A 24,518-nucleotide genomic window follows, 5' to 3' on the forward strand; every position below is an offset into this window, starting at 1 on the left:
GCAACCAATCACCTGAAATCCAATAATTCGAAGAGGTGTCGATATGCGTCTGTTGAAATCCATGATCCCCGCCGCGCTGGCCCTGGCGTGCAGTGCCGGTGCCTTCGCCCAACCCCAGGTCAGCGTCTACAACTGGACCGATTACATCGGCGAAACCACCCTCGCCGACTTCCAGTCCTCCAGCGGGATCAAGGTGATCTACGACGTCTTCGACTCCAACGAAACCCTCGAAGGCAAACTGCTCGCCGGGCGCACCGGTTACGACGTGGTGGTGCCGTCCAACCACTTCCTCGCCCGTCAGGTAAAGGCCGGCGCGTTCCTCAAGCTGGACCGCTCGCAACTGCCGAACTGGAAAAACCTCGACCCGAAACTGCTGGCCCTGCTCGAGAAGAACGACCCGGGCAACGAGCACTCGGTGCCGTACCTGTGGGGCACCAACGGCATCGGCTACAACGTCGATAAGGTCAAGCAAGTGCTGGGCATCGATCACATCGATTCCTGGGCCGTGCTGTTCGAACCGGAGAACCTGAAGAAACTCACCCAGTGCGGTGTGTCGATGATGGATTCGGCCGATGAAGTGTTCCCGGCCATCCTCAACTACATGGGCATGGACCCGCGCAGCGAGAAACCCGAGGACTACAAGAAGGCCGAAGAGAAACTGCTGAGCATCCGGCCGTACATCACCTATTTCCATTCCTCGAAATACGTGTCCGACCTGGCCAACGGCGACATCTGCGTGGCCTTCGGTTACTCCGGTGACGTGTTCCAGGCCGCCAACCGGGCCAAGGAAGCCAAGAACGGCGTGAACATCGCCTACTCGATTCCCAAGGAAGGCGCGAACCTCTGGTTCGACCTGCTGGCAATTCCCGCCGACGCGGGCAACACCAAGGAAGCCCATGCCTTCATCAATTACCTGCTCGATCCGCAAGTAATCGCCAAGGTCAGCGCCTCGGTCGGTTACGCCAACCCGAACCCGGCGGCCAAGCAATACATGGATCCGGAGCTGGTCAACAATCCCGAGGTCTATCCGTCCCAGGAAGTCCTCGACAAGCTCTACATCTCCTCTACCCCGCCCCAGTCGATCATGCGTCTGATGACCCGGTCCTGGAGCAAAGTGAAGTCGAACAAATGAATCAGTACACCCAGGAACACGCCCTCTCCTATTACGCCGCGTCGGCCCGGGCCAGCACACCCTATCCGGAACTGGCCGGTGACCTGATCGCCGATGTCTGCGTAATCGGCGGTGGTTTCACCGGCGTCAACACGGCCATTGAACTCGCGCAGCGCGGGCTTTCGGTGGTTCTGCTCGAAGCCCGGCGCATCGGCTGGGGCGCCAGCGGGCGCAATGGCGGGCAGTTGATTCGCGGGATCGGTCATGACGTCGAAGGCTTCGCCCGGCATGTCGGCAGCGAAGGCGTGCGCTACCTGCATCGGGCCGGAATCGACTCGGTGGAGCTGGTGCGCCAGCGCATCACCGACAACGCCATCGAGTGCGACCTTCGCTGGGGCTTCTGCGAGCTGGCCAACACGCCGGCGCAGTTCGACGCCTTCAAGGCCGAGCAAGACAGCCTGGCGCAGCTGGGCTACCGCCATGAAACACGGCTGGTCGCCCCCGAAGACATCCGCCGGCAAGTGGTGAACGCCGGTGTCTACAAGGGCGGCCTGATCGACATGGGCTCGGGCCACTTGCATCCGCTGGATCTGGTGCAGGGCGAAGCACGGCTGGCAGCCTCCCTCGGGGTGCGGATTTTCGAACAGAGCCCGGTGCTGGAAATCGTCCATGGCTCGACCGTTCAAGTACGCACCCGGACCGGCACGGTGCGCGCCGGCAGTCTGGTGCTCGGCTGCAACGCGCACCTGGACGAACTCGAACAGCAACTCAGCGGCAAAGTACTGCCCGCCGGCAGTTACATCATCGCCACCGAACCGCTGTCGGCGGAACGCGCCGCCGAACTGATTCCGCAGAACCTGGCGCTGTGCGACCAGAAAGTCGGCCTCGATTACTACCGGCTCTCGGCGGACCGGCGCCTGCTGTTCGGCGGCGCCTGCCATTATTCGGGACGGGACCCGGCAGACATCGCAGCCTACATGCGACCGAAGATGCTCAAGGTGTTCCCGCAACTCGCGGATGTGCGCATCGACTATCAGTGGGGCGGCAAGATCGGCATCACCGCCAACCGCTTCCCGCAGGTCGGCCGTTTGAAACAGCACCCGAACGTGTTCTACGCCCAGGGCTATTCCGGCCACGGCCTGAACGTCACCCACTGGTGCGCCAAGCTGCTGGGCGAGGCGATTCATGCCGGTCACAGTCAGGGCATGGACGTGTTCAGCAACGTGCCGCACATGACCTTCCCCGGCGGCCCGGCGCTGCGTTCGCCACTGCTGGCACTGGGCATGTTCTGGTATCGCCTGCGGGAACTGCTCGGATGACGCTTTGCGGTTAATGCGTCCTGCACATTTGCTCTATCGCGAAGCACTTCTATATTGATGAAGTGCTTTTGCGTTCCTGACGCTCAGTGCCCAACACACCCTGGAGGTCATGGATGGAGTCGTCAGCCGCCGATCAACCGCGAGCGCCCGGCCAGGCGCCGGTCAAGACCCGCCGTTTCAGCATCTCGCTGGTGTGGATCGTGCCGATCATCGCGGTGCTGGTGGGCATCTCGCTGGTGGTGCACAACCTGATGCAGGAAGGCCCCAGCATCATCGTCACCTTCAAGACCGGCAGCGGCCTGACCGCCAACAAGACCGAAGTCAAATACCGCAACGTGGTGATCGGCCAGGTCACGGACGTCGAGTTGAGCGACGACCAGAAAAGCGTCAACGCCACGATCAAACTGGCCAAGCAGGCCGAAACCTTTACCCGCGAAGACTCGCAGTTCTGGGTCGTCCGGCCGCGCATCGGTGCGGGCGGTGTCTCGGGCATCGACACGTTGCTGTCCGGTGACTACATCGGCGCCGACATCGGTCAGTCCAACTCGCGCGCAAAACACTTCAAAGGCCTGGAGAACCCGCCGCCGATCACCTACGGCGAGCCGGGCAAACGCTTCAATCTGCATGCCTCGGACCTCGGTTCACTGGACATCGGTTCGCCGGTCTATTACCGCAAGATCCCGGTGGGTCAGGTGGTGGCCTACGCGCTGGACGCCGATGGCAAAGGGGTGAACATCGAGGTGTTCATCCATGCGCCAAACGACGCCTACGTCACCGAAAACACACGGTTCTGGAACGCCAGCGGCATTGACGTCAACGTCGGCGCCAACGGTTTTGCGGTGAAAACCGAATCGCTGTCGACCTTGCTGGTGGGCGGCATCGCCTTCCGCGCGCCGGAGTACAGCCCCAACGATGTCGTCGCCGCCGAAGAAAAGACTTACGACCTGTTCGATGACCAGCAAACCGCTCTCGCACCGCCCAATGGCAAGGCGCAGTACCTGAGCCTGCGTTTCGATCAGGCCCTGCGCGGGCTGAAAGTCGATGCGCCGGTGGAATTTCTCGGCATCGAGATCGGCCGGGTGGTCAGCGTCAACCTCGACTTCGACGCGAAAAAACGCAGCTTCCCGCTCAACGTCGGCATCGTGATCTACCCGGCGCGCCTCGGCCAGGCTCACATCAAGATGCTCAAAGTGCTCGAGCACAATCCGGACGACGAAGCGGCCGCCGTGCGCCTGATCGGCACCTTTATCGACAACGGTCTGCGCGCCCAGGCCCGCAGCGGCAACCTGCTGACCGGCCAGTTGTATATTGCTTTGGACTTCTTCCCCAAAGCCGAAAAAGTGGCGTTTGACCCGACCGTCCGCCCGATCAGTGTTCCGACCGTTCCTGGCAGCCTCGAACAGTTGCAGGAAAAACTCGAAGCGATGGTCGACAAGCTCAACAAGCTGCCGGTGGAACGGATTGCCGGCAACCTCGACAGCAACCTCGTGGAATTGCGCAAAGGCCTGACCCAGTTCAACGCCAAGACCCTGCCCGGCGTGCAGAACACCCTCGCCGACGTGAGCAAGACCCTGCAATCAGCCAGTTCGACCCTGGCCGAAGATTCGCCGCAACGCGAACAACTGACCCAGACCCTCGACGAGCTCGGGCGCATGTCCCGTTCTCTGCGTGAGCTGTCCGATTATCTGGGCCGGCATCCGGAATCGTTGATTCGCGGCCGCCCCGACAACGCCGCGCCGCTGGACCTCAAAGGGCCGCCGCGCAATTGAGCACAGGAGCTGTCCCATGGCTTTAAAGCTGAAGTTCACCGTGCTCGCGATCGGCCTGTTGCTCGGCGCCTGCAAAAGCGCCCCGATCAGCTTTCATACACTGACGCCGACGCAACCGATGACCGGCCGCGCCGGTTCGGAAATCGCCATCGAAGGCATCAGCGTGCCGCCGCAGGTCGACCGGCCGCAGATCGTCATTCGCCAGGGCAACAGCGGCCTGGCGATCCTCGAGACTGAATGGTGGGGCGCGAGCCTCAGTGATGAATTGCGCAGTGCGCTGGTGGATCAACTGAGTAATGCCGGCGGTACGCGCAAAACCTCGGTTCGCATCGATGTGCAACGCTTCGATTCGATACCCGGGCAGTACGGGCTGATCGACGTCAAATGGCGCCTGCGCCAGGCCAACGCCGGGGACGACGCCCTGATCGCCTGCCGCTCGCTACTGCAAACCCCGTCCGGGCCGACCATCGATGATCTGGTGGTGGCCCAGCAGAACAACGTCAAGCGCCTGGCTGCGCTGATCAGTCAGGCAGCGGGCACTTCGCGCGGCTGTCCACCGTCCTCTTGAGAAACCGGGCTCAGCGAGACCGAAAAACGACAACCGTTGGGCTCACGCGTGGTGAGCACGACCTGCCAATGCTCGCGGTTACAGATCCGCTGCACCAGTGACAATCCCAGTCCCAGCCCCTCTCCTCGTCGCTCGTCACCGCGCACGAACGGCTGGAACATCGCTTGGCGCTGTTCCTCTGGAATGCCGATGCCGCTGTCTTCGACCACAAATCCGTTCTCCCCGACGCTTAACCTGACAAAACCCTGATCGGTGTAGTGCCAGGCATTTCGCAGCAGGTTGCCCATTACTGACTGCAGGAAGGTCTGGTTGTAGCGAGTCGTGCCAGCCGGACTGATCTCGCAGAAAAATTCGAGCCCTTTTTCGCGGATCAGCCGCCCCCAGATCTCGCCCTGAACCCGCGCAACCTCCTCAAGCGTCACGCAAATGTCACCACCGGTATCTTCCTGCGAGCGGGCGAGCATGAGGAAGGTATCCACCAACTGACGCATTTCATGGCTGGCCCGGGCGATGCGGTTGACCTGCGCGGCCGAGCGCACATCAAGCGACGGATTGGCGAGCAGTAACTCGCAGGCACCGCCGAGCACCATCAACGGTGTGCGAAGCTCATGGCTCACGTCGCTGGTGAAGAGTTTTTCGCGGCTCAGCGTTTCGCGCAGCCGGCCCAGCGTCTGATCGAACGAGAGTGCCAGCTCGCCGACTTCGTCCGCCGCGTAATCCGGATTCAGGGGCGGCGCCAGTACCAGTAACTGGTCGCGGTGACGAACCTGGCGTGCCAGGCGAATCACCGGGGCCATCACCCGTCGCGCCAGCAATCGACCCAGCACAATCGCTAGAAGAATGCTCAGGATGAAACCCACCGCGACCACAATGAACAACAAATGCTCACGCTTTTCGAGGCTTTCCTGGTCACGCAACAGCACATACTTGCGTCCGCCCACCACCTCGACCATGGCAAAAAATCCGTCACCCTCGAACATGACCTCCTGAAACCCCGGCGACAGCGCCGCCAGTGACGGAACCAGCGCCATGGCACCCGGCCCGCCCTCGAAGAAAAACAGCTCGCTCTTTTCCGGTCGATGGCTCCAGCGACCAATGTCATCCATTGCCAGCAAACGGTGCAGACCGCCACTCAAGGTGGTGGTCGTCAGCCGGTGTTCCACCACATGCACGGTGGCCACGATACCCAGCGCAAACACCCCGGCCACCAGCGCGCTCATCAAGGCGAATACGGTCACGATCCGTTTGGTCAGGCTTTGCTTGAGATCCATTCGTTTCAATGACTCCACAACTGTTTTCTAACTGACCGAGTACAGGAAGCTTCAGGGCAATCGTCAACACTTGTTAAGTCTTGCTCGAAACAAAACAAGGATTTGAGTTTGCTTATCAATTGCTCGTTTAGTTGACCGATTTATCCGCTGGCAATTTTTTCACATGTTCTTCACTGCGCCCCGACGTGCACAAACGTAATGTTCAGGAAGTATTCAAGTAACCAACTCTGCCGGTTGATTAAATCGCCGGCCATTCCTGTCGGTGAATTCAAGGGGCAAGTTGTGGAAGTACAAATGCAATTGATTGCCGCCGGTAAACAACGCCGCAGGTCCCGACCTGGAAAACTGCTGACAATGCTCGGTTCAGCGCTGGTGGTCGTTCTGGTCAGTGGCTTCGTCTGGTGGCCGCGTACACCTGTCGATCTGGGGCACGCCGGCAAAACCGCCAGGGCCGAATGGGCGCAGGCATGGCAGGCCGGAGAAGTCGTGGCGCTGGTACGCCACACCGAGCGCTGCGACCGTTCAGACAACGCCTGCCTGGGCCCGGCCGACGGCATCACCCGCGTGGGCACGGCTGCGGCGGCCAAGGTCGGCCAGGGTTTCGTGACCCTGGGCATGCAGCATGCGCAAGTGCTCAGCAGCCCGCTGACTCGGACCGCGCAGACGGCGCACTTCATGTTTGGCCAGGACGCCGACACCCAGGACTGGCTGGCGACCTGCGGTCCCACCCTGCGCGACGAGGTGGTGGCGCATAAAGTTGCACAACGCAATCTGGTACTGGTCACTCACAGCGGCTGCATCAGCGACTTTGAAAAGCAGACCGGATTTCCTCACGCGGCCAGCTCTGAATATGGCAGTACATTGTTTGTGCGTATCAATGAAAAGAAACAACTGAAAGTATTGGGCGTCATGAATAGCGATGCCTGGGTGCAACCAACTAAATAATCCCTGATCCGAACTCCATCGAAGACCGGAAACTTCGGTTTTTTTGTAAGTGGTCGTGCACTTTCTGACCCGCAGGAATAAACACTCTCGTCTTTACCAGGATCAAGTCATGACGACTGAACACAATCCGTTGCGACACGCTGCCCGTGATTTCCCCCCGACCCGACAACCCACACCTTTCGAACGCTGGGCCATACCCGGTCTGATCCTGGCTTTCGTGGTGTTTTACCTGCTGCCATTGATGACTCACGGCCTGTGGATTCCCGATGAAACCCGCTACGGTCAGATCAGCCAGGAGATGTTGCTGAGCGGCAATTGGGTCGCTCCGCATTTCATGGGCATCCGCTACTTTGAAAAGCCGATCGCCGGGTACTGGATGATTGCGATCGGCCAGGCGATTTTCGGAGACAACCTGTTTGGCGTCCGCATCGCTTCGGCCCTGAGTACCGGGGCCAGTGTCTGGCTGGCCTATCTGTTGGCGCGCCGTTTATGGAACAACCCGCGGATCAGCATCGCCAGTGCCCTGCTGTTCATGAGTTTCGGTTTGATTGCCGGTCAGGCCGGGTACGCCAACCTCGATCCGCAATTCACTCTGTGGGTCAACCTGAGTCTGGTGGCCCTGTGGTTTGCCATCGACAGTCGCACGCCGCGCGCCCGGCTGGGCAGTTGGGCGCTGCTGGGGGTTGCATGCGGCATGGGCCTGATGACCAAGGGTTTTCTGGCACTGCTGCTGCCGGTGCTGATCGCCCTGCCCTACATGATCTGGCAACGCCGCTTTGGCGAGCTGTTGCGTTACGGGCCGGTGGCCGTGTTGGTCTGCGCCCTCGTCAGTCTGCCGTGGGTGCTGGCCATTCATTACCGGGAACCGGACTTCTGGCGGTTCTTCTTCTGGCATGAACACATCCGGCGTTTTGCGGCCGGTGATGATGCCCAACACGCCCGCCCGTGGTGGTTCTACCTGCCGTTGCTGGTGGCCTCCAGTCTGCCGTGGGCCGTGTTGCTGCCTTCCACGTTCATCCGCACCTGGCGCGAGAAGCGCGAGGCAAAAACCGCTTATCTGGCCTTGTGGTTCTTGTTGCCTCTGGCGTTTTTCAGCCTGAGCAGCGGCAAACTGCCGACCTACATCATGCCGTGCCTGCTGCCGCTCGCCCTGTTGATGGGCCACACCGTGGTGAACTGGCTGCAGCAGCGCAGCGCCCGTGTGCTGCGCCTGAACGGCGTGATCAACACCGTATTGGCCAGCGTTGCGCTGGTGGCCCTGCTCTATTTGCAAACGACCAGGGAAATCTACGAAAACACCGAGATGTTCAGCCTCTCGCTGGCCTTTATCGTGCTGGTCGGCTGGATCATCGCCAATGCGCTGCAAGTAGTGCGGCCATTGACGTTGTGGGCGATGCCGGCGCTGGGCATCGGCCTGCTCGTCGCCCTGTTGCCCGCTGCCATGCCGGCGCAAATCGTCGATAGCAAGATGCCTGACCAGTTCATTGCCGAACATCAGCAGGCGCTTGAGGGAACTCGATCTTTGCTGAGCAACGACCTCGGCGCGGCCTCCGCACTGTCCTGGCGCCTGAAACGGCCCCAAGTCGATCTGTTCAACACCGAGGGTGAATTGAAATACGGCCTCGAAGACCCGGCCATGGCGGCGCGCAAAGTCAGCCTTGAAAGCGTCAGCCAATGGATGACCGATGCCCGTCGCAAAGGCTCGGTGGGCGTGGTCATGCGCGTCAACAGCACGCTTGAAGAACAGGAAGTCGGACTGCTGCCGATAGACGGCCAGCATTATCGGCGTGGCAATCTGCAGATTTTCATCTTCCCCCAGAGTCAGCCCTGACCGGAACGCCCTGCTGCCGGGCCCGTTCAACCGCCACAGCACGCCCGCGACGGTAAATGCGTGGCGTATCTCCCTCAAGACTTCAGAAAAACAACGCCGGGCATTGCCCGGCGTCCTCGCCAAGTGACTGCTAACCTGAATGGCAATGACATGTATTAACGGTTTGTTTGACGTTTTTTTCTCATTTGCCTCTCTACATTGCCAGCCAGCCAACATATGCAAATCATTCGCATTGAAACTCCCGCGAATGCTTGCCCATAACGTCTAAAAACAGGAGCTGCCCCGCCATGAGTCCATCCGTTCCGTCCTTTCTGAAACAGGCCGCGCTGGCGACTGCGCTGCTCGCTGCCGGGCAGGCGTTTGCCGCCGATTCCGTCGGCCTTGTGGTCTACAACGCCCAGCACGAAACCCTGACCAAGGCCTGGGTCGCCGGCTTCACCGAGGAAACCGGGATTCCGGTCACGGTTCGCAACGGCGATGACACGGAAATGGGCAATCAGATCGTGCAGGAAGGTGCGGCGTCGCCGGCGGACGTGTTCCTGACGGAAAACTCCCCGGCCATGGTGCTGGTGGACAACGCCAAACTGTTCGCGCCCGTGGCTCCGGCGACTCTTGAGCAAGTCGACGCGGCGTATCGTCCGGCCCACGGCCAATGGGTCGGCATCGCCGCGCGCTCTACGGTGTTCGTCTATAACCCGTCCAAGTTGCCGGAAAAAGACCTGCCCAAATCCCTGATGGGCCTCGCGAGCCCGGCCTGGAAAGGTCGCTGGGCCGCGTCGCCTGCCGGTGCGGATTTCCAGGCCATCGTCGCCGCCGTGCTGGAACAGAAAGGCGAAGCCGCCACCCTCGAATGGCTCAAGGGGATGAAAGCCAATTTCACCGCCTACCGTGGCAACAGCTCGGTGCTCAAAGCGGTGAACGCCGGACAAGTCGACAGCGGCGTGATCTATCACTATTACGCGTTCGTCGATCAGGCCAAGACCGGTGAAAACAGCAAGAACACCGCCCTGCACTACTTCAAGCATCAGGATCCGGGCGCGTTCGTGAGCATTTCCGGCGGTGGCGTGCTGGCCTCCAGCAAACACCAGGAGGACGCGCAGAAATTCCTCCAGTACATCACCGGCAAGCAAGGCCAGGAAGTGCTGCGCACCGGCAAATCCTTTGAATACGCCGTGGGCAAGGACGCTGCTTCCAACCCAAAACTGGTGCCGTTGAAGGACCTGGACGCGCCGAAAGTCGATGCATCGAAGCTCGACAGCAAGAAAGCCGTCGAACTGATGACCCAGGCAGGACTGCTGTAATTGATGCCTGAACCGCTGCCTGCGGAGATCGCTGCGGCGCCCTCCGCCCATTTGTCACGCCGGACCCGCGCCCTCAATGGGCGCGGGAGTCCGTGGGTGGTCGTGCTGGCCATCGCGGTGTCGCTGCTGTCGCTGGTGCCGATCGGCTTTGTGATCGGCGTGTCGTGGTACACCGGCTGGGCGACCATCGAAGCCTTGGTCTTCCGTCCTCGGGTCGCCGAGCTGCTGATCAACACCGTGCTGCTGGTGCTGATCACGCTGCCGATTTGCATCGTGCTCGGCACCACTCTGGCCTGGCTGACCGAGCGCACCGACCTGCCGGGGCGAAGGTTGTGGTCATTGCTGGCGGTCGCGCCGCTGGCGGTGCCGGCGTTCGTGCACAGCTACGCGTGGGTCAGCCTGATTCCGTCGATCAATGGATTGCCGGCCGGGGTGCTGGTGTCGGTGATCGCCTATTTCCCGTTCCTCTATCTGCCGATTGCCGCGACATTGCGTCGTCTCGATCCGGCGATTGAAGACGTTGCCGAATCCCTCGGCCTCAAGCCATGGGCGGTGTTTTTCCGGGTGGTGTTGCCGCAGTTGCGGCTGGCGATCTGCGGCGGTGCGTTGCTGGTCGGTCTACATCTGCTGGCCGAATATGGCCTGTACGCGATGATCCGCTTCGACACCTTCACCACGGCGATCTTCGACCAGTTCAAATCGACCTTCAACGGCCCCGCCGCCAACATGCTCGCCAGCGTTCTGGCGCTGTGTTGCCTGGCCATGCTGGTGGTGGAATCCGGCGCCCGTGGCCATGCGCGATACGCCCGCGTCGGCTCCGGCAGCGCCCGTGAGCAACGCACCGTGCGCCTGCAACGGCGCACCGCCGCGCTGGGATTGTGCCTGCAAGGGCTGACCTGCCTGCTGGCGCTCGGCGTGCCGTTGCTGACCCTAGGCAAATGGCTGATCGCCGGCGGTGCCGAGGTCTGGCAAGGCAACGAATTGCTGCCGGCGTTGCTGCAGACGCTGTCGTTCGGCGTGGCCGGCGCGCTGTTGACCAGCCTCGCGGCGATCCCGATTGCCTGGCTGTCGATCCGCGCCCCCGGCAAGCTGCAACGCCTGCTCGAAGGCTGCAATTACATCACCAGCGCACTGCCGGGCATAGTCGTGGCGCTGGCGCTGGTCACCGTGACCATCCATTTCGCCCGACCGATCTACCAGACCACGATCACCGTGCTGCTGGCCTACCTGCTGATGTTTCTGCCCCGGGCGCTGGTCAGCCTGCGCGCCGGGTTTGCACAGGCGCCGGTGGAGCTGGAAAACATCGCGCAAAGCCTCGGTCGCTCACCGTTGCGCGCCCTGTGGCTGATCACCTTGCGTCTGGCGGCGCCCGGTGCGGCGGCGGGCGCGGCACTGGTGTTTCTGGCGATCACCAATGAACTGACCGCGACCCTGCTGCTCGCGCCCAACGGCACGCGCACCCTGGCCACCGGTTTCTGGGCCATGACCAGTGAAATCGACTACGCCGCCGCAGCGCCTTATGCCCTGCTCATGGTGCTGTTGTCGCTGCCGCTCACGGCCATCCTCTATCACCAATCCAGGCGCAGTGCCGGCCGATGAACGCTCTCGACATCATCAATCTCAGCAAATCCTTTGGCGCGCAAACGGCGCTGGATACCATCAACCTGTCCGTCCCGACCGGCAGCCGCACAGTGATCGTCGGTCCGTCCGGCTCCGGCAAGACCACGCTGTTGCGGATGATCGCCGGGTTCGAATTCCCCGACGCCGGCAGCCTCACGCTCAACGGCCAGACCCTGGTCGACAGCACCCACGCCGTGCCCGCGTATCAGCGGCAAATCGGCTACGTGCCGCAGGACGGCGCGCTGTTCCCGCACATGACCGTGGCCGACAACATCGGCTTCGGGCTGGCGGAAACCGGCAGCTCCCGAACCGAGCGCATTCAGGCGCTGATGGACAGCGTCGCCCTGAACGCCGACATGGCCGCGCGCTGGCCCCACGAACTGTCCGGCGGCCAGCAACAGCGGGTGTCACTTGCCAGGGCGCTGGCCCAGCGGCCACGACTGATGCTGCTCGACGAGCCCTTTTCCGCCCTCGACACCGGCCTGCGCGGCGCCATGCGCAAAATGGTCGCGCGCCTGCTGGAAGATGCCGGCGTGACCACGATTCTGGTGACCCACGATCAGGGCGAAGCGCTGTCGTTCGCCGACCAGTTGGCCGTCATGCGTGATGGGCGGCTGGTGCAATCGGGGCATCCGATGGATCTCTACCGCTACCCCGACGACGAACAGACCGCGCGTTTTCTTGGCGAAGCCGTGGTCATGCCCGCCCGGATCGAAGCCGGTTGGGCTCATTGCGACCTGGGTCGGGTCGCAGTCAACACCAACGGTTTTTCCGGCGCCGCGCAGATCATGCTGCGGCCCGAACAACTGCAACTGTCGGACATTCCCGCCGACCCGGACGGCTGTCACGCGGTGGTCACTGATCGGGACTTTGGCGGCAACGTCTGCACCCTGACGGTGGAACTTCGCTCCCGGGCCAGCCCCGGCCGCTCACTGCTGGTGCGCAGCTCCGGGATGCACGCGCCACCGGCCGGCAGCGCTGTGCAACTGTCCATTCTGGGAGCGGCCCACGTCTTTGCAACACCCTGACTACAGGTCGAAGCGATCCACCGCGCGGCGCCGCTCGTTGTCGTCGCGCACGTCATAATTGGCGGTCGTCTGGATATTGCTGTGATGGGCCAGCTTCTGGGCAATCGACAGGTCATGCTCTTCGATCACCCGAGTGATGAACGAACGCCGGAAATCATGGGGCATGATCTTCACCCCGACCTGAGTGCCGCGCTGGCGGGCGATGTAATAGATCGCGTGCTTGGTGATGCGCTCGCGGGTGATGTGGCTGCCACGGCGAATACGGTTGAACAGAAACGCGTCGTCGCTCTCGCCTTCCTTGAGTTCCGAGCGACGGAACTCCAGCCACGCATTCAGTTTGGCGAACGCCCAGGCTGGCGCGTATTTGATCAGCTGTTTGTTGCCCTTGGCGGTGACGCACAGACTGCGCTCAGTAAAGTCCACCTGATTCAGGTCCAGATCCACCGACTCCGACTTGCGCATGCCGGTGCCGTACAACAGCGCAATTACCGCCGCATCGCGCAAACCTTGTGGTCGCGGATCGGCCGCGCAGACTTCCATCAATTCATGAATCAGCGTGCGCTTCAGATTGCGTCCCTGAGACAGTCGCGTGCCGGCAATGCCTTTGACCGAGCGCATCTTCAATAGATGTTCCTGGCTGATAAGACTCATGCGCCAGGCTTCATTCATCACACCGCGAATTGCGTTTACATAAAGCGAAGAGGTATTCGGTGCGTAGTCGTCTTCACGTAATGCCGCGACTAACGCAACGACATCTTCCGGTTGCAACGCATGCCAGGGAATGTCTTCGACGTTCATGTCTTCGAAGCCGAGACGGTCGGCGGCATCTTGTAAAACGTAACGCATGGTGAGCTGGCTGGAGGGAGCCAGACGCGCCAGATACACGGTCATCGGGTTGGTTTTCAGGGTGTCGGGGGATGCAACGGGTAAGTCAATCAAACGTCGGGCCTTGAGTAAAAGCAGTTCAACACAGCAACTAACAACTGCAACATTCTTAATATAAGGGGAACACTTCCGTAGGACTTTTCTACTAAAAACCGCGATAAACGGTAGAAGTCTGAACAGTGGCTGTATGGGTTTCAGATAAACGATTCGCCGACCGGTTTTTCATGTTCCTTTCACAAAAACGGGCATAACCTTAATTCCACTGAGTCCTGTGCCGGCGCTGCCCAAGCTGCCGGGCAAAGCCTGAAAAGTCAACCGAACCCGACGTTATGTCGTCTTGGCAACTTATTGATGCAAAGGATTTTTTCGCGTCTACGCTTTGATTGGATCCAACTGCTCAATGGATCTTTTTCTTTTTTCTTTGCAATGAGGTGTGCATGAGTCAGGCGTTTCTCCCCTTCTCCCGCCCCAGTATCGGTGATGAAGAAATTGCCGCCGTGGAGCAAGTTCTGCGCTCCGGCTGGATCACCACCGGGCCGAAAAACCAGGCTCTTGAAGAACAGTTTGCCCAGTACGTCGGTTGCCGCCACTCCGTGGCACTTTCCTCCGCCACCGGTGCCATGCATGTAACGTTGCTGGCGCTGGGAGTCGGCCCCGGCGATGAAGTCATCACCCCGTCGCAGACCTGGGTGTCCACCGCCAACATGATTTCCCTGCTCGGCGCCACGCCGGTCTTCGTCGATGTCGACCGCGACACCCTGATGACCGACGCCGCGCGTATCGAAGCCGCCATCACGCCGCGCACCAAAGCGATCATTCCGGTGCATTACGCCGGCGCCGCGTTCGACCTTGATCCGCTGTACGCGCTTGCCGACAAGCACGGCATCGCCGTGATCGAAGACGCAGCCCACGCCGCTGGCACTCGCTACAAGGGTCGCCACGTAGGTTCGCAAGGCACCGCGATCTTCTCGTTCCACGCGATCAAGAACATGACCTGTGCCGAAGGCGCAATGTTCGTCACCGACGACGAAGCCCTGGCCACTCGCGTGCGCATGCTCAAGTTTCATGGCCTGGGCGTCGATGCCTACGACCGCCTGACCCACGGCCGCAAACCCCAGGCCCAGGTGATCGAGCCCGGTTTCAAATACAACCTGGCCGACATCAACGCCGCGATTGCGCTGGTGCAACTGGAGCGTCTGGACGCAATCAACGCCCGTCGCACCGAACTGGCCACGCAATACCTGCAAAAACTCGAAGGCCTGCCGGTGCAACCGCTGGCCGTGCCGCAATACGCCCAGCAGCACGCCTGGCACCTGTTCATCCTGCGCATCGACAGCGAGCGCTGCGGCATCGATCGCGAAGCCTTCATGAAGGGTTTGCAGGAGCAAGGCATCGGCACCGGCATTCATTTCATCGCCACCCACCTGCACACCTGGTATCGCCAGCGTGACCCGCACCTTTACCTGCCCGACACCGAGTGGAACTCGGCGCGGCTGTGCTCGATTCCGTTGTTTCCCGACATGACCGATCAGGACCTTGATCGCGTGGTCGGCGCCATCGCCACCCTTATGGATAAACGCCCGTGAAACCTTACCCAATCCGTTGTGTGTCGATCGTCATCCCGGTCTACAACGAACAGGACAGCCTGCCGGAACTGCTGCGTCGCACCGAGGCTGCGTGCCAGATGCTGCGTCACGACTACGAAATCGTCCTCGTCGACGATGGCAGCCGTGACGAGTCCGCCAATCTGCTTGAGGAAGCCGCAAGCCGCGAAGACAGCCCGTTCGTTGCGGTGATCCTCAACCGCAACTATGGCCAGCACGCGGCGATCATGGCCGGTTTCGAACAGTGCAAGGGCGACGTAGTGATCACCCTCGACGCCGACCTGCAGAACCCGCCGGAAGAAATCCCACGCCTGGTGGCCGAGGCCGAAAAAGGCTTTGACGTGGTCGGCACCGTGCGCGGCAACCGTCAGGATTCGGCGCTGCGCCGCTATCCGTCGAAACTCATCAACCTCGCCGTTCAACGCTCCACCGGCGTCGCCATGAGTGACTACGGCTGCATGCTCCGCGCTTACCGCCGCACGATCATCGACGCGATGCTCGCCTGCCGCGAACGCAGCACGTTCATTCCGATCCTTGCCAACAGCTTCGCCCGCCACACCACGGAAATCACCGTGGCCCACGCCGAGCGCGAACACGGCGATTCGAAATACAGCCCGATGCGCCTGATCAACCTGATGTTCGACTTGATCACCTGCATGACCACCACGCCATTGCGGCTGCTGAGCATCGTCGGCTTCGCCATGGCCGGGCTCGGCGTGCTGTTTGCCGTGGCGTTGATCGTATTGCGTCTGGCCTTCGGTTCCGGCTGGGCAGGTGACGGCATGTTCGTGCTGTTCGCGGTGCTGTTCGTGTTTACCGGTGGCCAGTTCATCGGCATGGGCCTACTCGGCGAATATCTGGGACGCATGTACAGCGACGTGCGCGCCCGCCCACGCTTCTTCATTGAAAAGGTGCTGCGCAGCCACCCCGCCACTCCGGCGCCTGCGGTCACCGTTGATGGTCTTTCCTCTACTGCTTCTACAACTTCTACTACCGGTCAGGTTCTCTCATGAGTGCAAAAACTGTTGTCTTCGCCTACCACGATATTGGCTGCGCCGGCATTCAAGCCCTGCTCGACAGCGGCTACGACATTGCGGCCGTGTTCACCCATGCCGATGACCCGCAGGAAAACGCGTTCTACGCCTCGGTCGCGCAACTGTGCGCCAACAAAGGCATCGCGGTTCATGCACCGGAAGACGCCAACCACCCGTTGTGGATCGAGCGGATTGCCAAGCTCGATCCGGATTACATTTTCTCGTTCTACTACCGCAACCTGCTGAGCGAGCCCTTGCTGGCCACCGCCAAAAAAGGCGCGTTCAACCTGCACGGCTCATTGCTGCCGCGCTACCGTGGCCGCGCCCCGGCCAACTGGGTGCTGGTCAACGGCGAAACCGAGACCGGCGTCACCCTGCACCGCATGGTCAAGCGCGCCGATGCCGGCGCCATCCTGGCCCAGCAACGCGTGGCCATCGAACGCAGCGACACCGCGCTGAGCCTGCACGGCAAACTGCGGACCGCCGCCAGCGACCTGCTGCGCGATGCACTGCCGGCGATGCTTCAGGGCAAAATCACCGAAACCCCGCAAGACGAATCCAAAGCCACGGTGTTCGGCCGTCGAACCCCGGCAGACGGCAAACTGGTCTGGGCCCAACCTGCCGAGCAACTGTTCAACCTCGTGCGGGCCGTGACCCAGCCCTACCCAGGCGCGTTCTGCGCGGTGGGCGAGCATAAGCTGATCGTGTGGAGCGCCGACGTGGTCAAGGGCAATGAAGGCCAGGCTCCGGGCCGGGTCATCAGTGTCGATCCGCTGCGCATCGCCTGCGGTGAAGACTCGCTGGTGATCAACGCCGGCCAGCGCAACGACAACGGCCTGTACCTGAGCGGCCCGCAATTGGCCAATGAACTCGGTCTGGTGGACGGCTCGCTGCTGCGCGGTGCCGAATCCGGCCGTGGCCCGCGCCGTACACGGGTGCTGATCCTCGGCGTCAACGGTTTCATCGGCAACCATTTGTCCGAGCGCCTGCTGCGTGACGAGCGCTACGAAGTCTATGGCCTGGACATCGGCTCCGACGCCATCGACCGCCTGCGCAGCCATCCGCGTTTCCACTTCGTCGAAGGCGACATCAGCATTCACTCGGAGTGGATCGAGTACCACATCAAGAAATGCGACGTGGTTCTGCCGCTGGTGGCGATCGCCACGCCGATCGAATACACGCGCAATCCGCTGCGGGTGTTCGAACTCGACTTCGAAGAAAACCTGAAACTGGTGCGCTACTGCGTCAAGTACAACAAGCGCGTGATCTTCCCGTCGACCTCGGAAGTCTATGGCATGTGCCAGGACAAGCACTTCGACGAGGACAGCTCGAACCTGATCGTCGGCCCGATCAACAAGCAGCGCTGGATCTACTCGGTGTCCAAGCAACTGCTGGACCGGGTGATCTGGGCCTACGGCGCCAAGGGCCTGAACTTCACCCTGTTCCGTCCCTTCAACTGGATGGGCCCACGGCTTGATCGCCTCGATTCGGCGCGCATCGGCAGCTCCCGGGCCATCACCCAGTTGATCCTCAACCTGGTGGAAGGCACGCCGATCCGCCTGTTCGACGGCGGCGAGCAGAAACGCTGCTTCACCGACATCGCCGACGGCGTCGAGGCGCTGGCGCGGATCATCGATAACGACAACGACGTCTGCAACGGCCAGATCATCAACATCGGCAACCCGGACAACGAAGCGAGCATTCGTCAGTTGGGCGAAGAACTGCTGCGTCAGTTCGAGGCTCATCCGCTGCGTTCCAACTTCCCGCCGTTCGCCGGTTTCCGCGACGTGGAAAGCAAGGCGTTCTACGGCGCCGGTTACCAGGACGTCGAGCACCGCAAACCGAGCATCGCCAACGCCAAGCGCCTGCTGGACTGGACGCCGACCGTGGAAATGCGCGAAACCATCGGCAACACGCTGGATTTCTTCTTGCGTGAGGCAATGGCCGAAATCGAGAGCAAGCGTTGATGCAGGCCGGTTTGCGCATCGACGTCGACACCTTTCGCGGCACCCGCGAAGGCGTGCCGCGCTTGCTGGAAATCCTCGATGAAGCGCAGATCAAGGCAACGTTTTTCTTCAGTGTCGGCCCGGACAACATGGGCCGGCACCTGTGGCGCCTGATCCGTCCGCAGTTTCTATGGAAGATGCTGCGCTCCAACGCCGCCGGCCTCTACGGCTGGGACATCCTGCTGGCCGGCACCGCCTGGCCGGGCAAACCGATCGGCCGCGACCTCGGGCACCTGATGCGTCAGGCCCGGGCCGCCGGCCACGAAGTCGGCCTGCACGCCTGGGACCACCATGGCTGGCAGGCCAATGCCGGACGCTGGAGCGATGCGCAACTGATCGAGCAGATCCGTCAGGGCGTCGACACCTTGAGCGACATCCTTGGCGAAAAGGTCATGTGTTCAGCCGCCGCCGGTTGGCGCGCGGACGAACGTGTGATCGAAGCCAAACAGGCCTTCGGCTTTCGCTACAACAGCGATTGCCGTGGGCAGCGGCTGTTCCGTCCGTTGCTGTCTGACGGCTCGGTCGGTGCGCCGCAGATTCCGGTGGACTTGCCGACCTTCGATGAAGTGGTCGGGCCGAGCGTGGCGGCGAAGGATTTCAACGCCTTCATCCTCGACCGGTTCCGCCCGGACAACCTCAACGTCTACACCATTCACGCCGAAGTAGAAGGGATTCTGATGGCCGAAGATTTTCGTCGACTGCTGGCCGACGCACGCCAGCGACATATCAACTTCCAACCGCTGGGCGACTTGCTGCCCGAGTTTCTCAACACCCTGCCCGTCGGCCGTGTGCAGCGCGGCGCACTCGAAGGCCGCGAAGGCTGGCTGGGAGTGCAAGGCGCATGAGCAAACGCTGGGCATTGCCGCTGTTGCTGGGGATTTTCCTGCTGGCTTATCTGCTGCCGCTAGGCAGTCATGGTCTGTGGATTCCCGATGAAACCCGTTATGCACAGATCAGCCAGGAAATGCTGTTGAGCGGCAACTGGGTGTCGCCGCATTTCATGAACCTGCGTTACTTCGAAAAACCGGCGGCCGGTTACTGGATGATCGCCATCGGGCAGGCCGTGTTCGGGCAGAACCTGTTTGGCGTGCGGTTTGCCTCGGCCCTGAGCACCGGGCTGAGCGTGCTGCTGTGCTTCCTCATCGCTCGCCGTTTGTGGAACGACCCGCGCAAAAGCTTCGTCTGCGCCCTGCTCTACATGAGCTTCGTCATCGTCGCCGGCCAGGCCGGTTACGCCAACCTCGATCCGCAATTCACCTTCTGGGTCAACCTGAGTCTGGTGGCGTTGTGGTTTGCCCTCGACAGCCGTTCCAACGGCCAGCGCCTGGCCGGCTGGGCTGTGCTGGGTCTGGCGTGCGGCATGGGGTTCATGACCAAGGGTTTTCTCGCCTGGCTGCTGCCGGTGCTGGTCGCCTTGCCGTGGATGCTCTGGCAAAAGCGCTGGAAGGAATTGCTGCTGTACGGCCCGGTGGCCATCGCGGTGGCGATCATCGTCAGCCTGCCATGGGCGTTGGCCGTGCACAGTCAGGAACCGGATTACTGGCGGTTCTTCTTCTGGCACGAACACATCCGCCGCTTTGCCGGCGACGATGCCCAGCATGACGCGCCGTGGTGGTTCTACTTGCCGCTGCTGGTGGCGTTCAGTCTGCCGTGGGTCGGGATGCTACCGGTGGCGCTGAAGCAGGCGTGGCAGACCCGCCGCGAAACCGGCATCGCGTTTCTCGGCCTGTGGCTGCTGATGCCGCTGCTGTTCTTCAGCCTGAGCAACGGCAAGCTGCCGACCTACATCCTGCCGTGCCTGCTGCCGCTGGCGTTGCTGTTGGGCCACGCGCTGGCCGATCGCTTGCGCCTGGAGCAAGGCCGGGCTCTGGGCCTCAATGGCCTGCTGAATCTGTTGCTGGGGCTGGTCACGCTGATCGGGCTGGTTTACGTGCAGCTCAAGCGTCCGCTGTACGACCATGAATTGCACAGCCTGGTGCTGGTGTTCATCGCCCTGACCGGCTGGATCATCAGCAACCTGCTGCAAGCCTTCCGCCCGTTGCAATGCTGGGCGGCGCCGGCGGTGGGCAGTCTGCTGCTGATCGCATTGCTGCCGGCGGCACTGCCCAAATCGGTGGTCGCCAACAAGATGCCTGACCAGTTCGTGCTCGCCCACCAAATAGAACTGGCGGCCACCACGCACCTGTTGAGCAACGACCTGGGCGCCGCGTCGGCCCTGTCCTGGCGGGTCAAACGCCCGCGGGTGGCGATGTACAACACGATAGGCGAATTGAAATATGGCCTTGCCTATCCTGACGGCATTCAACAGCGGGTCGATACCGATCAGGTGCAACAGTGGATGCGCGAAGCCCGCAAGACTGGTTCGGTCGGCGTGGTGATGCGGGTCAAGGGGCAAGACGAACTGGACGAACTCGACAGACTGCCCAAGGACGGCGTTCGTTATGAGCAAGGCAATCTGGTGATCGTGATTCTTCCGCAGGAGGCGTCATGAGCCTGTGGCTGCTGTTGCTCGCCTGCCTGCTGACCTGCCTGGGCCAGGTCGCGCAGAAATTCGCCGTCGAGAGCTGGCGCGGCGCAAGCCTGTCGTGGTCGCGCAAACTGCGCTCACCGTGGCTGTGGCTGGCCCTGTTTGCCCTCGGCACCGGCCTGCTGGTGTGGCTGCTGGTGTTGCAGCGCCTGCCGGTCGGCATCGCCTACCCGATGCTCAGCCTCAATTTCGTGATCATCACCCTGATCGCCCGCTTCGTTTTCAAGGAATCCGTCGACGCTCAACACTGGTTCGGCGTGCTGCTGGTGATCGGTGGCGTGGCGCTGTTGGGGCAACAGTCATGAACCAGGGTCGTGGAATCTTCTTCGCCCTGGCCAGCGTGCTGCTGGTCAGCGGGGCGCAATTGAGCATGCGCTGGAGCATGACGCGCCTGCCCCGGCCGGATCAGTGGCTGGCGCTGCCCAGCGTTGATTCAGTCGCACTGGCCGTGGTGCTCGCGGCGATCTTCGCCTATGCGCTGTCGATGCTCTGCTGGCTCGCCGCCCTGCGCGATCTGCCGCTGGGCCGGGCCTATTCGCTGCTGAGCATCAGTTACGCGCTGGTGTACCTGCTGGCGGCCAGTCTGCCGCTATTCAACGAATCCTTCAGTTTCTCTAAATCACTGGGCGTGGCGCTGGTCATGCTCGGGGTCATCACCATCAACACTCGTCCGGCCCGTGCGCCCGAATTGAGGAGTTCGCCATGAAAATCACAGTGTTTGGTAGCGGTTATGTCGGCCTGGTGCAGGCCGCTGTGCTGGCCGAGGTCGGCCATGACGTGGTGTGCATGGACATCGACGAGAAGAAAGTCGAGCTGCTGCGCCAGGGCCACGTCAGCATCTTCGAGCCGGGGCTGGCCAGCCTGGTCCGCGAGGGCCTGGACGCCGGACGCCTGCAATTCACCTGCGATGAAAAACTCGCGGTGCAGCACGGCAAGGTCGCGTTCATTGCCGTCGGCACCCCGTCGAAAGAAGACGGTTCGGCGGATCTGCGTTATGTGCTGTCGGTGGGTGACGCCGTGGCCCGTCACCGTGAGAAACCGCTGATTCTGGTGGAGAAATCCACCGTGCCCGTCGGCACCGGCGACACCTTGCGCACCCACCTGGACAAAGCGCTGGTCAAGGCCGGGCGCCTGTTGCAGTTCGATATCGTGTCCAACCCGGAATTTCTCAAGGAAGGCTCGGCGGTCGCGGATTGCCGCCGGCCGGACCGGATCGTCATCGGCTGCGAGCGCGAAGAAGTGCGCGACGTGATGCGCGACCTGTACTCACCGTTCAACCGCAACCACGACCGCATCATGTTCATGGACCTGCGCAGCGCCGAACTGACCAAGTACGCCGCCAACTGCATGCTGGCGACCAAGATCAGCTTCATCAACCAGATCGCCGAACTGGCCGAACACCTGGGCGCGGACATCGAATCGGTGCGCCAGGGCATCGGCGCCGACAGCCGCATCGGCTACCACTTTATCTACCCCGGTTGCGGTTACGGCGGCTCGTGCTTCCCCAAGGACATGCGCGCCCTGATCCACAGCGCTGAAGAAGCGCACTGTTCCAGCGATTTGCTGCAAGCAGTGGAAGCGATCAACCAACGGCAGAAACACAAGTTGTTCGAACGCATCAACGCGTTCTACAAGGGCGAACTGCGCGGCAAGACCTTCGCCCTGTGGGGTCTGGCCTTCAAGCCGAACACCGACGACATGCGCGATGCGCCGAGCCGGGTTCTGCTGGAATCGCTGTGGGCTGCTGGCGCCAGCGTGCGGGCGTTCGACCCGGAAGCGATGCAGGAAACCCAGCATCTGTACCCGGAAGAATCGAAACTGATGCTGATGGGCACCCCGGAATCGGTGCTCGCCGGTTCCGACGCGCTGATCATCTGCACCGAATGGCAGCAGTTCAAGGCGCCGGATTTCGACCTGATCCAGCAACGCCTCAAGGCCCCGGTGATCTTCGACGGCCGTAACCTGTACGACGCCGAACGTCTGGCCCGCAACGGCTTCCATTACTTCCCGATGGGCCGTGGCGAATCGCGCACCTTGCCGATTCCGTTGCAGCAATGGCCGCACGCTTCGGACGTGGCTTGATCGGTTTAACCCCTGCCCTGCGCCGGCAGTCCCTGATCGCAGGGCTGCTGGCGTTTTTGCTGTTCATCGCCGGCGTGTACGGACAAGCGCCCATCGGGTTTGACTCGCGTTTCGTGTTGTTCGCCCAGGAAATGCTCCGGCACGGGCCCAGCGTGTTTCCCACCACCTATGGTGAGCCGTACGCCGATTATTCGTCGCTCTCGACCTTGTTCATCTGGCTGTTGTCGTTGCCGTTCGGGACGGTCAACGGCCTGACGGCGTGGCTGCCGAGCGCTGCCGCCGGCGCGGTGATCGTGACGTTGATGTATCGCTTGCTCGCGCCATCATCCGTGCGTTGGGCGGTGGTCAGCATTGCGCTGCTGATGCTCACCAGCACCTTCATCACCGAAACCCGCGCGGTGTCGCAGGACCTGATGCTCGCCGCCGTGGCGTTCTCGGTGTTCTACCTCGGCTATGCCCACGACCATTTCGCTGCCGGTCGACGCTGGCCGCTGGTGTTCATTCTGTTGTTGCTGGGGTTCGGTATTCGCGGGCCGATCGGGCTGGTGGTGCCGACCGGCATGCTGTGCAGTTACTACCTGCTGGATCGCCAAAGGTCACGCCTGTTGACCTTCGGGGTGCTGGCTTCGCTGCTGCTGGCGGCTTGCGTGGGGCTGTTGTTGTGGCTGGCGGATGTCAGTGGCGGGCCGGCGTTTCGGCAGGACGTGATCCGCATGCAGTTCATGGGGCGCATGGACGGCAGCGAAGGCGTCAGCGGTTCGCTGTATTACTTCACCAGTTCTTTGGGCAACTACGCGCTGGCGTATCCGCTGGCCTTGCTGGCACTGGCAGCGGCGTGGCTGAGCAAACCCCGGCAACGCGGCCCGGCCTTGCGACTGGTGCAGTATTGCGCCGCGGCGGGGTTGATCGTGATGCTCGGGCTGTCGATTCCCCAGGCGAAAAAGGCCCGTTATCTGCTGCCGATGCTGCCCATGGCGGCGATCATTGCGGCGTATCCGTTTCAGGTGTTGCACGGTCGTGTGTTTGCCTGGCTGCGCGTCGGCATGCAGGGATTGTGGTTGCTGATTCCCGCGTTGCTGATCGTCCTGTTGTCGGTGGCGAAGCGGCGGTTTCCAGAGTCGTTGACCGACCTGACGCCGGTAATGATCGTGCTTGGCTTGCTGCAACTGGCCGCGTTGACGCGGTTGTGGCTGCCGCGCTGGCGAACTGAAGTCCTTGCGTTCAGCGCCGTGCTGGCGGTCTGGTCGGCGTACGCGCTGGTGTTCGAGCCGGTGGAGCGCCAGCTCTATGACACGCGGACCTTCAGCCACGCGGCACTCGCGCGGATCCACGAGCACCCCGCGCCGTTGGTGCTGCACGGCATGGGCAAGGACGCCAAGGCGATCAAGTTCATGGTCAACGTCGAGCAGGATCTGCAACCGCAGTTCACTGAAACCACGCAAGCGCTCGAAGCGCTCAAGGGGCCGGCGTGGCTGATGATGGATCGCAGCGACTTGCAGGCCCTGCAAGACACGCCGCTCGGTGCGCTGCAGCCGGTGCTAAGCGGGCGTTTCGACAAAAACGATTATGTGTTGCTGTGGCTGACGCCTTAACCTGCGCGACGGGATTTCGACAGGG

Annotated in this window: 20 protein-coding genes; 18 read left to right on the forward strand and 2 right to left on the reverse strand. The window is 61.9% G+C overall.

The features are described 5' to 3' along the window. Positions 1–43: 43 nt before the first annotated feature. The 4 genes from AC1Q9F_RS03105 (at position 44) to AC1Q9F_RS03120 (ending at position 4,767) form a co-directional block, all read left to right on the forward strand. Complete coding sequence (locus AC1Q9F_RS03105; RefSeq protein WP_285355934.1) at positions 44–1,132, forward strand: polyamine ABC transporter substrate-binding protein; 1,089 nt, start codon at positions 44–46, stop codon at positions 1,130–1,132. Then, positions 1,129–2,430 carry an NAD(P)/FAD-dependent oxidoreductase gene (locus AC1Q9F_RS03110; RefSeq protein ID WP_492618996.1) on the forward strand — a complete coding sequence of 434 codons (1,302 nt, stop codon included), beginning with the start codon at positions 1,129–1,131 and terminating at the stop codon, positions 2,428–2,430. Before AC1Q9F_RS03105 ends, AC1Q9F_RS03110 begins: the two co-directional genes overlap by 4 nt. A gap of 113 nt (positions 2,431–2,543) precedes the next feature. After that, a complete protein-coding gene (locus tag AC1Q9F_RS03115) occupies positions 2,544–4,199 on the forward strand; it encodes a PqiB family protein (protein WP_492618995.1) in 1,656 nt (551 codons plus the stop codon). A 16-nt stretch (positions 4,200–4,215) separates the two neighbouring features. Beyond that, positions 4,216–4,767, forward strand: coding sequence for a PqiC family protein (locus tag AC1Q9F_RS03120; protein ID WP_492618994.1), 552 nt, complete (start codon positions 4,216–4,218; stop codon positions 4,765–4,767). On the opposite strand, the gene AC1Q9F_RS03125 is transcribed toward AC1Q9F_RS03120, so the two are convergent. Then, positions 4,725–6,038, reverse strand: a complete 1,314-nt coding sequence (locus AC1Q9F_RS03125; RefSeq protein WP_492618993.1) for a sensor histidine kinase — start codon at positions 6,036–6,038, stop codon at positions 4,725–4,727. The genes AC1Q9F_RS03120 and AC1Q9F_RS03125 overlap by 43 nt on opposite strands. Positions 6,039–6,332: 294 nt before the next feature. Between AC1Q9F_RS03125 and pmrG the strand changes: the two genes are divergently transcribed. The 5 genes from pmrG to AC1Q9F_RS03150 all read left to right on the forward strand — a co-directional run bounded on the left by pmrG (position 6,333) and on the right by AC1Q9F_RS03150 (position 12,763). Beyond that, positions 6,333–6,983, forward strand: a complete 651-nt coding sequence (gene pmrG / locus AC1Q9F_RS03130; RefSeq protein WP_492619439.1) for a lipopolysaccharide core heptose(II)-phosphate phosphatase PmrG — start codon at positions 6,333–6,335, stop codon at positions 6,981–6,983. Positions 6,984–7,092: 109 nt separating this feature from the next. Then, positions 7,093–8,814, forward strand: coding sequence for a lipid IV(A) 4-amino-4-deoxy-L-arabinosyltransferase (arnT, locus tag AC1Q9F_RS03135; RefSeq protein WP_492618992.1), 1,722 nt, complete (start codon positions 7,093–7,095; stop codon positions 8,812–8,814). Positions 8,815–9,101: 287 nt separating this feature from the next. After that, on the forward strand, positions 9,102–10,115 hold the full coding sequence (locus AC1Q9F_RS03140) for an iron ABC transporter substrate-binding protein (protein ID WP_492618991.1): 1,014 nt from the start codon (positions 9,102–9,104) through the stop codon (positions 10,113–10,115). A gap of 3 nt (positions 10,116–10,118) precedes the next feature. After that, positions 10,119–11,714: an ABC transporter permease gene (locus tag AC1Q9F_RS03145; protein WP_115079951.1), complete on the forward strand. Its 1,596-nt coding sequence runs from the start codon at positions 10,119–10,121 to the stop codon at positions 11,712–11,714. After that, entirely contained in the window at positions 11,711–12,763 is a 1,053-nt protein-coding gene (locus AC1Q9F_RS03150) for an ABC transporter ATP-binding protein (protein ID WP_492618990.1), read from the forward strand. Before AC1Q9F_RS03145 ends, AC1Q9F_RS03150 begins: the two co-directional genes overlap by 4 nt. Here AC1Q9F_RS03150 and AC1Q9F_RS03155 read toward each other — a convergent pair whose 3' ends face one another. Further along, positions 12,764–13,654 carry a site-specific integrase gene (locus AC1Q9F_RS03155; protein WP_127800906.1) on the reverse strand — a complete coding sequence of 297 codons (891 nt, stop codon included), beginning with the start codon at positions 13,652–13,654 and terminating at the stop codon, positions 12,764–12,766. Between the two features lie 431 nt (positions 13,655–14,085). Here AC1Q9F_RS03155 and arnB point away from each other — a divergent pair, with 431 nt between their 5' ends. From arnB to AC1Q9F_RS03200, 9 genes are read left to right on the forward strand one after another with little or no spacing between them, the layout of a single operon-like run. Further along, positions 14,086–15,234 (forward strand): UDP-4-amino-4-deoxy-L-arabinose aminotransferase, encoded by a 1,149-nt coding sequence (gene arnB / locus AC1Q9F_RS03160; RefSeq protein WP_492618989.1) that lies wholly within the window; start codon positions 14,086–14,088, stop codon positions 15,232–15,234. Beyond that, entirely contained in the window at positions 15,231–16,265 is a 1,035-nt protein-coding gene (gene arnC / locus AC1Q9F_RS03165; RefSeq protein WP_179694875.1) for an undecaprenyl-phosphate 4-deoxy-4-formamido-L-arabinose transferase, read from the forward strand. The genes arnB and arnC overlap by 4 nt, the downstream gene beginning before the upstream one ends. Continuing rightward, entirely contained in the window at positions 16,262–18,253 is a 1,992-nt protein-coding gene (gene arnA, locus AC1Q9F_RS03170) for a bifunctional UDP-4-amino-4-deoxy-L-arabinose formyltransferase/UDP-glucuronic acid oxidase ArnA (RefSeq protein WP_207982809.1), read from the forward strand. Before arnC ends, arnA begins: the two co-directional genes overlap by 4 nt. Beyond that, positions 18,253–19,137 (forward strand): 4-deoxy-4-formamido-L-arabinose-phosphoundecaprenol deformylase, encoded by an 885-nt coding sequence (arnD, locus tag AC1Q9F_RS03175; RefSeq protein ID WP_207982810.1) that lies wholly within the window; start codon positions 18,253–18,255, stop codon positions 19,135–19,137. The genes arnA and arnD overlap by 1 nt, the downstream gene beginning before the upstream one ends. Next, a complete protein-coding gene (arnT, locus tag AC1Q9F_RS03180; RefSeq protein WP_492618988.1) occupies positions 19,134–20,783 on the forward strand; it encodes a lipid IV(A) 4-amino-4-deoxy-L-arabinosyltransferase in 1,650 nt (549 codons plus the stop codon). Before arnD ends, arnT (AC1Q9F_RS03180) begins: the two co-directional genes overlap by 4 nt. Then, complete coding sequence (arnE, locus tag AC1Q9F_RS03185; protein ID WP_492618987.1) at positions 20,780–21,124, forward strand: 4-amino-4-deoxy-L-arabinose-phosphoundecaprenol flippase subunit ArnE; 345 nt, start codon at positions 20,780–20,782, stop codon at positions 21,122–21,124. The genes arnT (AC1Q9F_RS03180) and arnE overlap by 4 nt, the downstream gene beginning before the upstream one ends. Continuing rightward, positions 21,121–21,525, forward strand: a complete 405-nt coding sequence (arnF, locus tag AC1Q9F_RS03190; protein WP_492618986.1) for a 4-amino-4-deoxy-L-arabinose-phosphoundecaprenol flippase subunit ArnF — start codon at positions 21,121–21,123, stop codon at positions 21,523–21,525. The genes arnE and arnF overlap by 4 nt, the downstream gene beginning before the upstream one ends. Further along, the gene (locus AC1Q9F_RS03195; RefSeq protein ID WP_179694869.1) at positions 21,522–22,901 is read left to right on the forward strand and encodes a UDP-glucose dehydrogenase family protein; all 1,380 of its coding nucleotides are present in this window, start codon (positions 21,522–21,524) and stop codon (positions 22,899–22,901) included. Before arnF ends, AC1Q9F_RS03195 begins: the two co-directional genes overlap by 4 nt. Then, a complete protein-coding gene (locus AC1Q9F_RS03200) occupies positions 22,874–24,493 on the forward strand; it encodes an ArnT family glycosyltransferase (protein WP_492618985.1) in 1,620 nt (539 codons plus the stop codon). The genes AC1Q9F_RS03195 and AC1Q9F_RS03200 overlap by 28 nt, the downstream gene beginning before the upstream one ends. Positions 24,494–24,518: the final 25 nt, after the last annotated feature.

It is taken from the genome of Pseudomonas sp. GW823-FHT04A03 (assembly GCF_058796615.1).

What these genes read in the sequence shown, in the direction of transcription:
- AC1Q9F_RS03105 (WP_285355934.1), top strand. Translation starts at nt 44, where the DNA reads ATGCGTCTGTTGAAATCCATGATCCCCGCCGCGCTGGCCCTGGCGTGC.
- AC1Q9F_RS03110 (WP_492618996.1), top strand. Translation starts at nt 1,129, where the DNA reads ATGAATCAGTACACCCAGGAACACGCCCTCTCCTATTACGCCGCGTCG.
- AC1Q9F_RS03115 (WP_492618995.1), top strand. Translation starts at nt 2,544, where the DNA reads ATGGAGTCGTCAGCCGCCGATCAACCGCGAGCGCCCGGCCAGGCGCCG.
- AC1Q9F_RS03120 (WP_492618994.1), top strand. Translation starts at nt 4,216, where the DNA reads ATGGCTTTAAAGCTGAAGTTCACCGTGCTCGCGATCGGCCTGTTGCTC.
- AC1Q9F_RS03125 (WP_492618993.1), bottom strand. Translation starts at nt 6,038, where the DNA reads ATGGATCTCAAGCAAAGCCTGACCAAACGGATCGTGACCGTATTCGCC.
- pmrG (WP_492619439.1), top strand. Translation starts at nt 6,333, where the DNA reads ATGCAATTGATTGCCGCCGGTAAACAACGCCGCAGGTCCCGACCTGGA.
- arnT (WP_492618992.1), top strand. Translation starts at nt 7,093, where the DNA reads ATGACGACTGAACACAATCCGTTGCGACACGCTGCCCGTGATTTCCCC.
- AC1Q9F_RS03140 (WP_492618991.1), top strand. Translation starts at nt 9,102, where the DNA reads ATGAGTCCATCCGTTCCGTCCTTTCTGAAACAGGCCGCGCTGGCGACT.
- AC1Q9F_RS03145 (WP_115079951.1), top strand. Translation starts at nt 10,119, where the DNA reads ATGCCTGAACCGCTGCCTGCGGAGATCGCTGCGGCGCCCTCCGCCCAT.
- AC1Q9F_RS03150 (WP_492618990.1), top strand. Translation starts at nt 11,711, where the DNA reads ATGAACGCTCTCGACATCATCAATCTCAGCAAATCCTTTGGCGCGCAA.
- AC1Q9F_RS03155 (WP_127800906.1), bottom strand. Translation starts at nt 13,654, where the DNA reads ATGACCGTGTATCTGGCGCGTCTGGCTCCCTCCAGCCAGCTCACCATG.
- arnB (WP_492618989.1), top strand. Translation starts at nt 14,086, where the DNA reads ATGAGTCAGGCGTTTCTCCCCTTCTCCCGCCCCAGTATCGGTGATGAA.
- arnA (WP_207982809.1), top strand. Translation starts at nt 16,262, where the DNA reads ATGAGTGCAAAAACTGTTGTCTTCGCCTACCACGATATTGGCTGCGCC.
- arnD (WP_207982810.1), top strand. Translation starts at nt 18,253, where the DNA reads ATGCAGGCCGGTTTGCGCATCGACGTCGACACCTTTCGCGGCACCCGC.
- arnT (WP_492618988.1), top strand. Translation starts at nt 19,134, where the DNA reads ATGAGCAAACGCTGGGCATTGCCGCTGTTGCTGGGGATTTTCCTGCTG.
- arnE (WP_492618987.1), top strand. Translation starts at nt 20,780, where the DNA reads ATGAGCCTGTGGCTGCTGTTGCTCGCCTGCCTGCTGACCTGCCTGGGC.
- arnF (WP_492618986.1), top strand. Translation starts at nt 21,121, where the DNA reads ATGAACCAGGGTCGTGGAATCTTCTTCGCCCTGGCCAGCGTGCTGCTG.
- AC1Q9F_RS03195 (WP_179694869.1), top strand. Translation starts at nt 21,522, where the DNA reads ATGAAAATCACAGTGTTTGGTAGCGGTTATGTCGGCCTGGTGCAGGCC.
- AC1Q9F_RS03200 (WP_492618985.1), top strand. Translation starts at nt 22,874, where the DNA reads ATGGCCGCACGCTTCGGACGTGGCTTGATCGGTTTAACCCCTGCCCTG.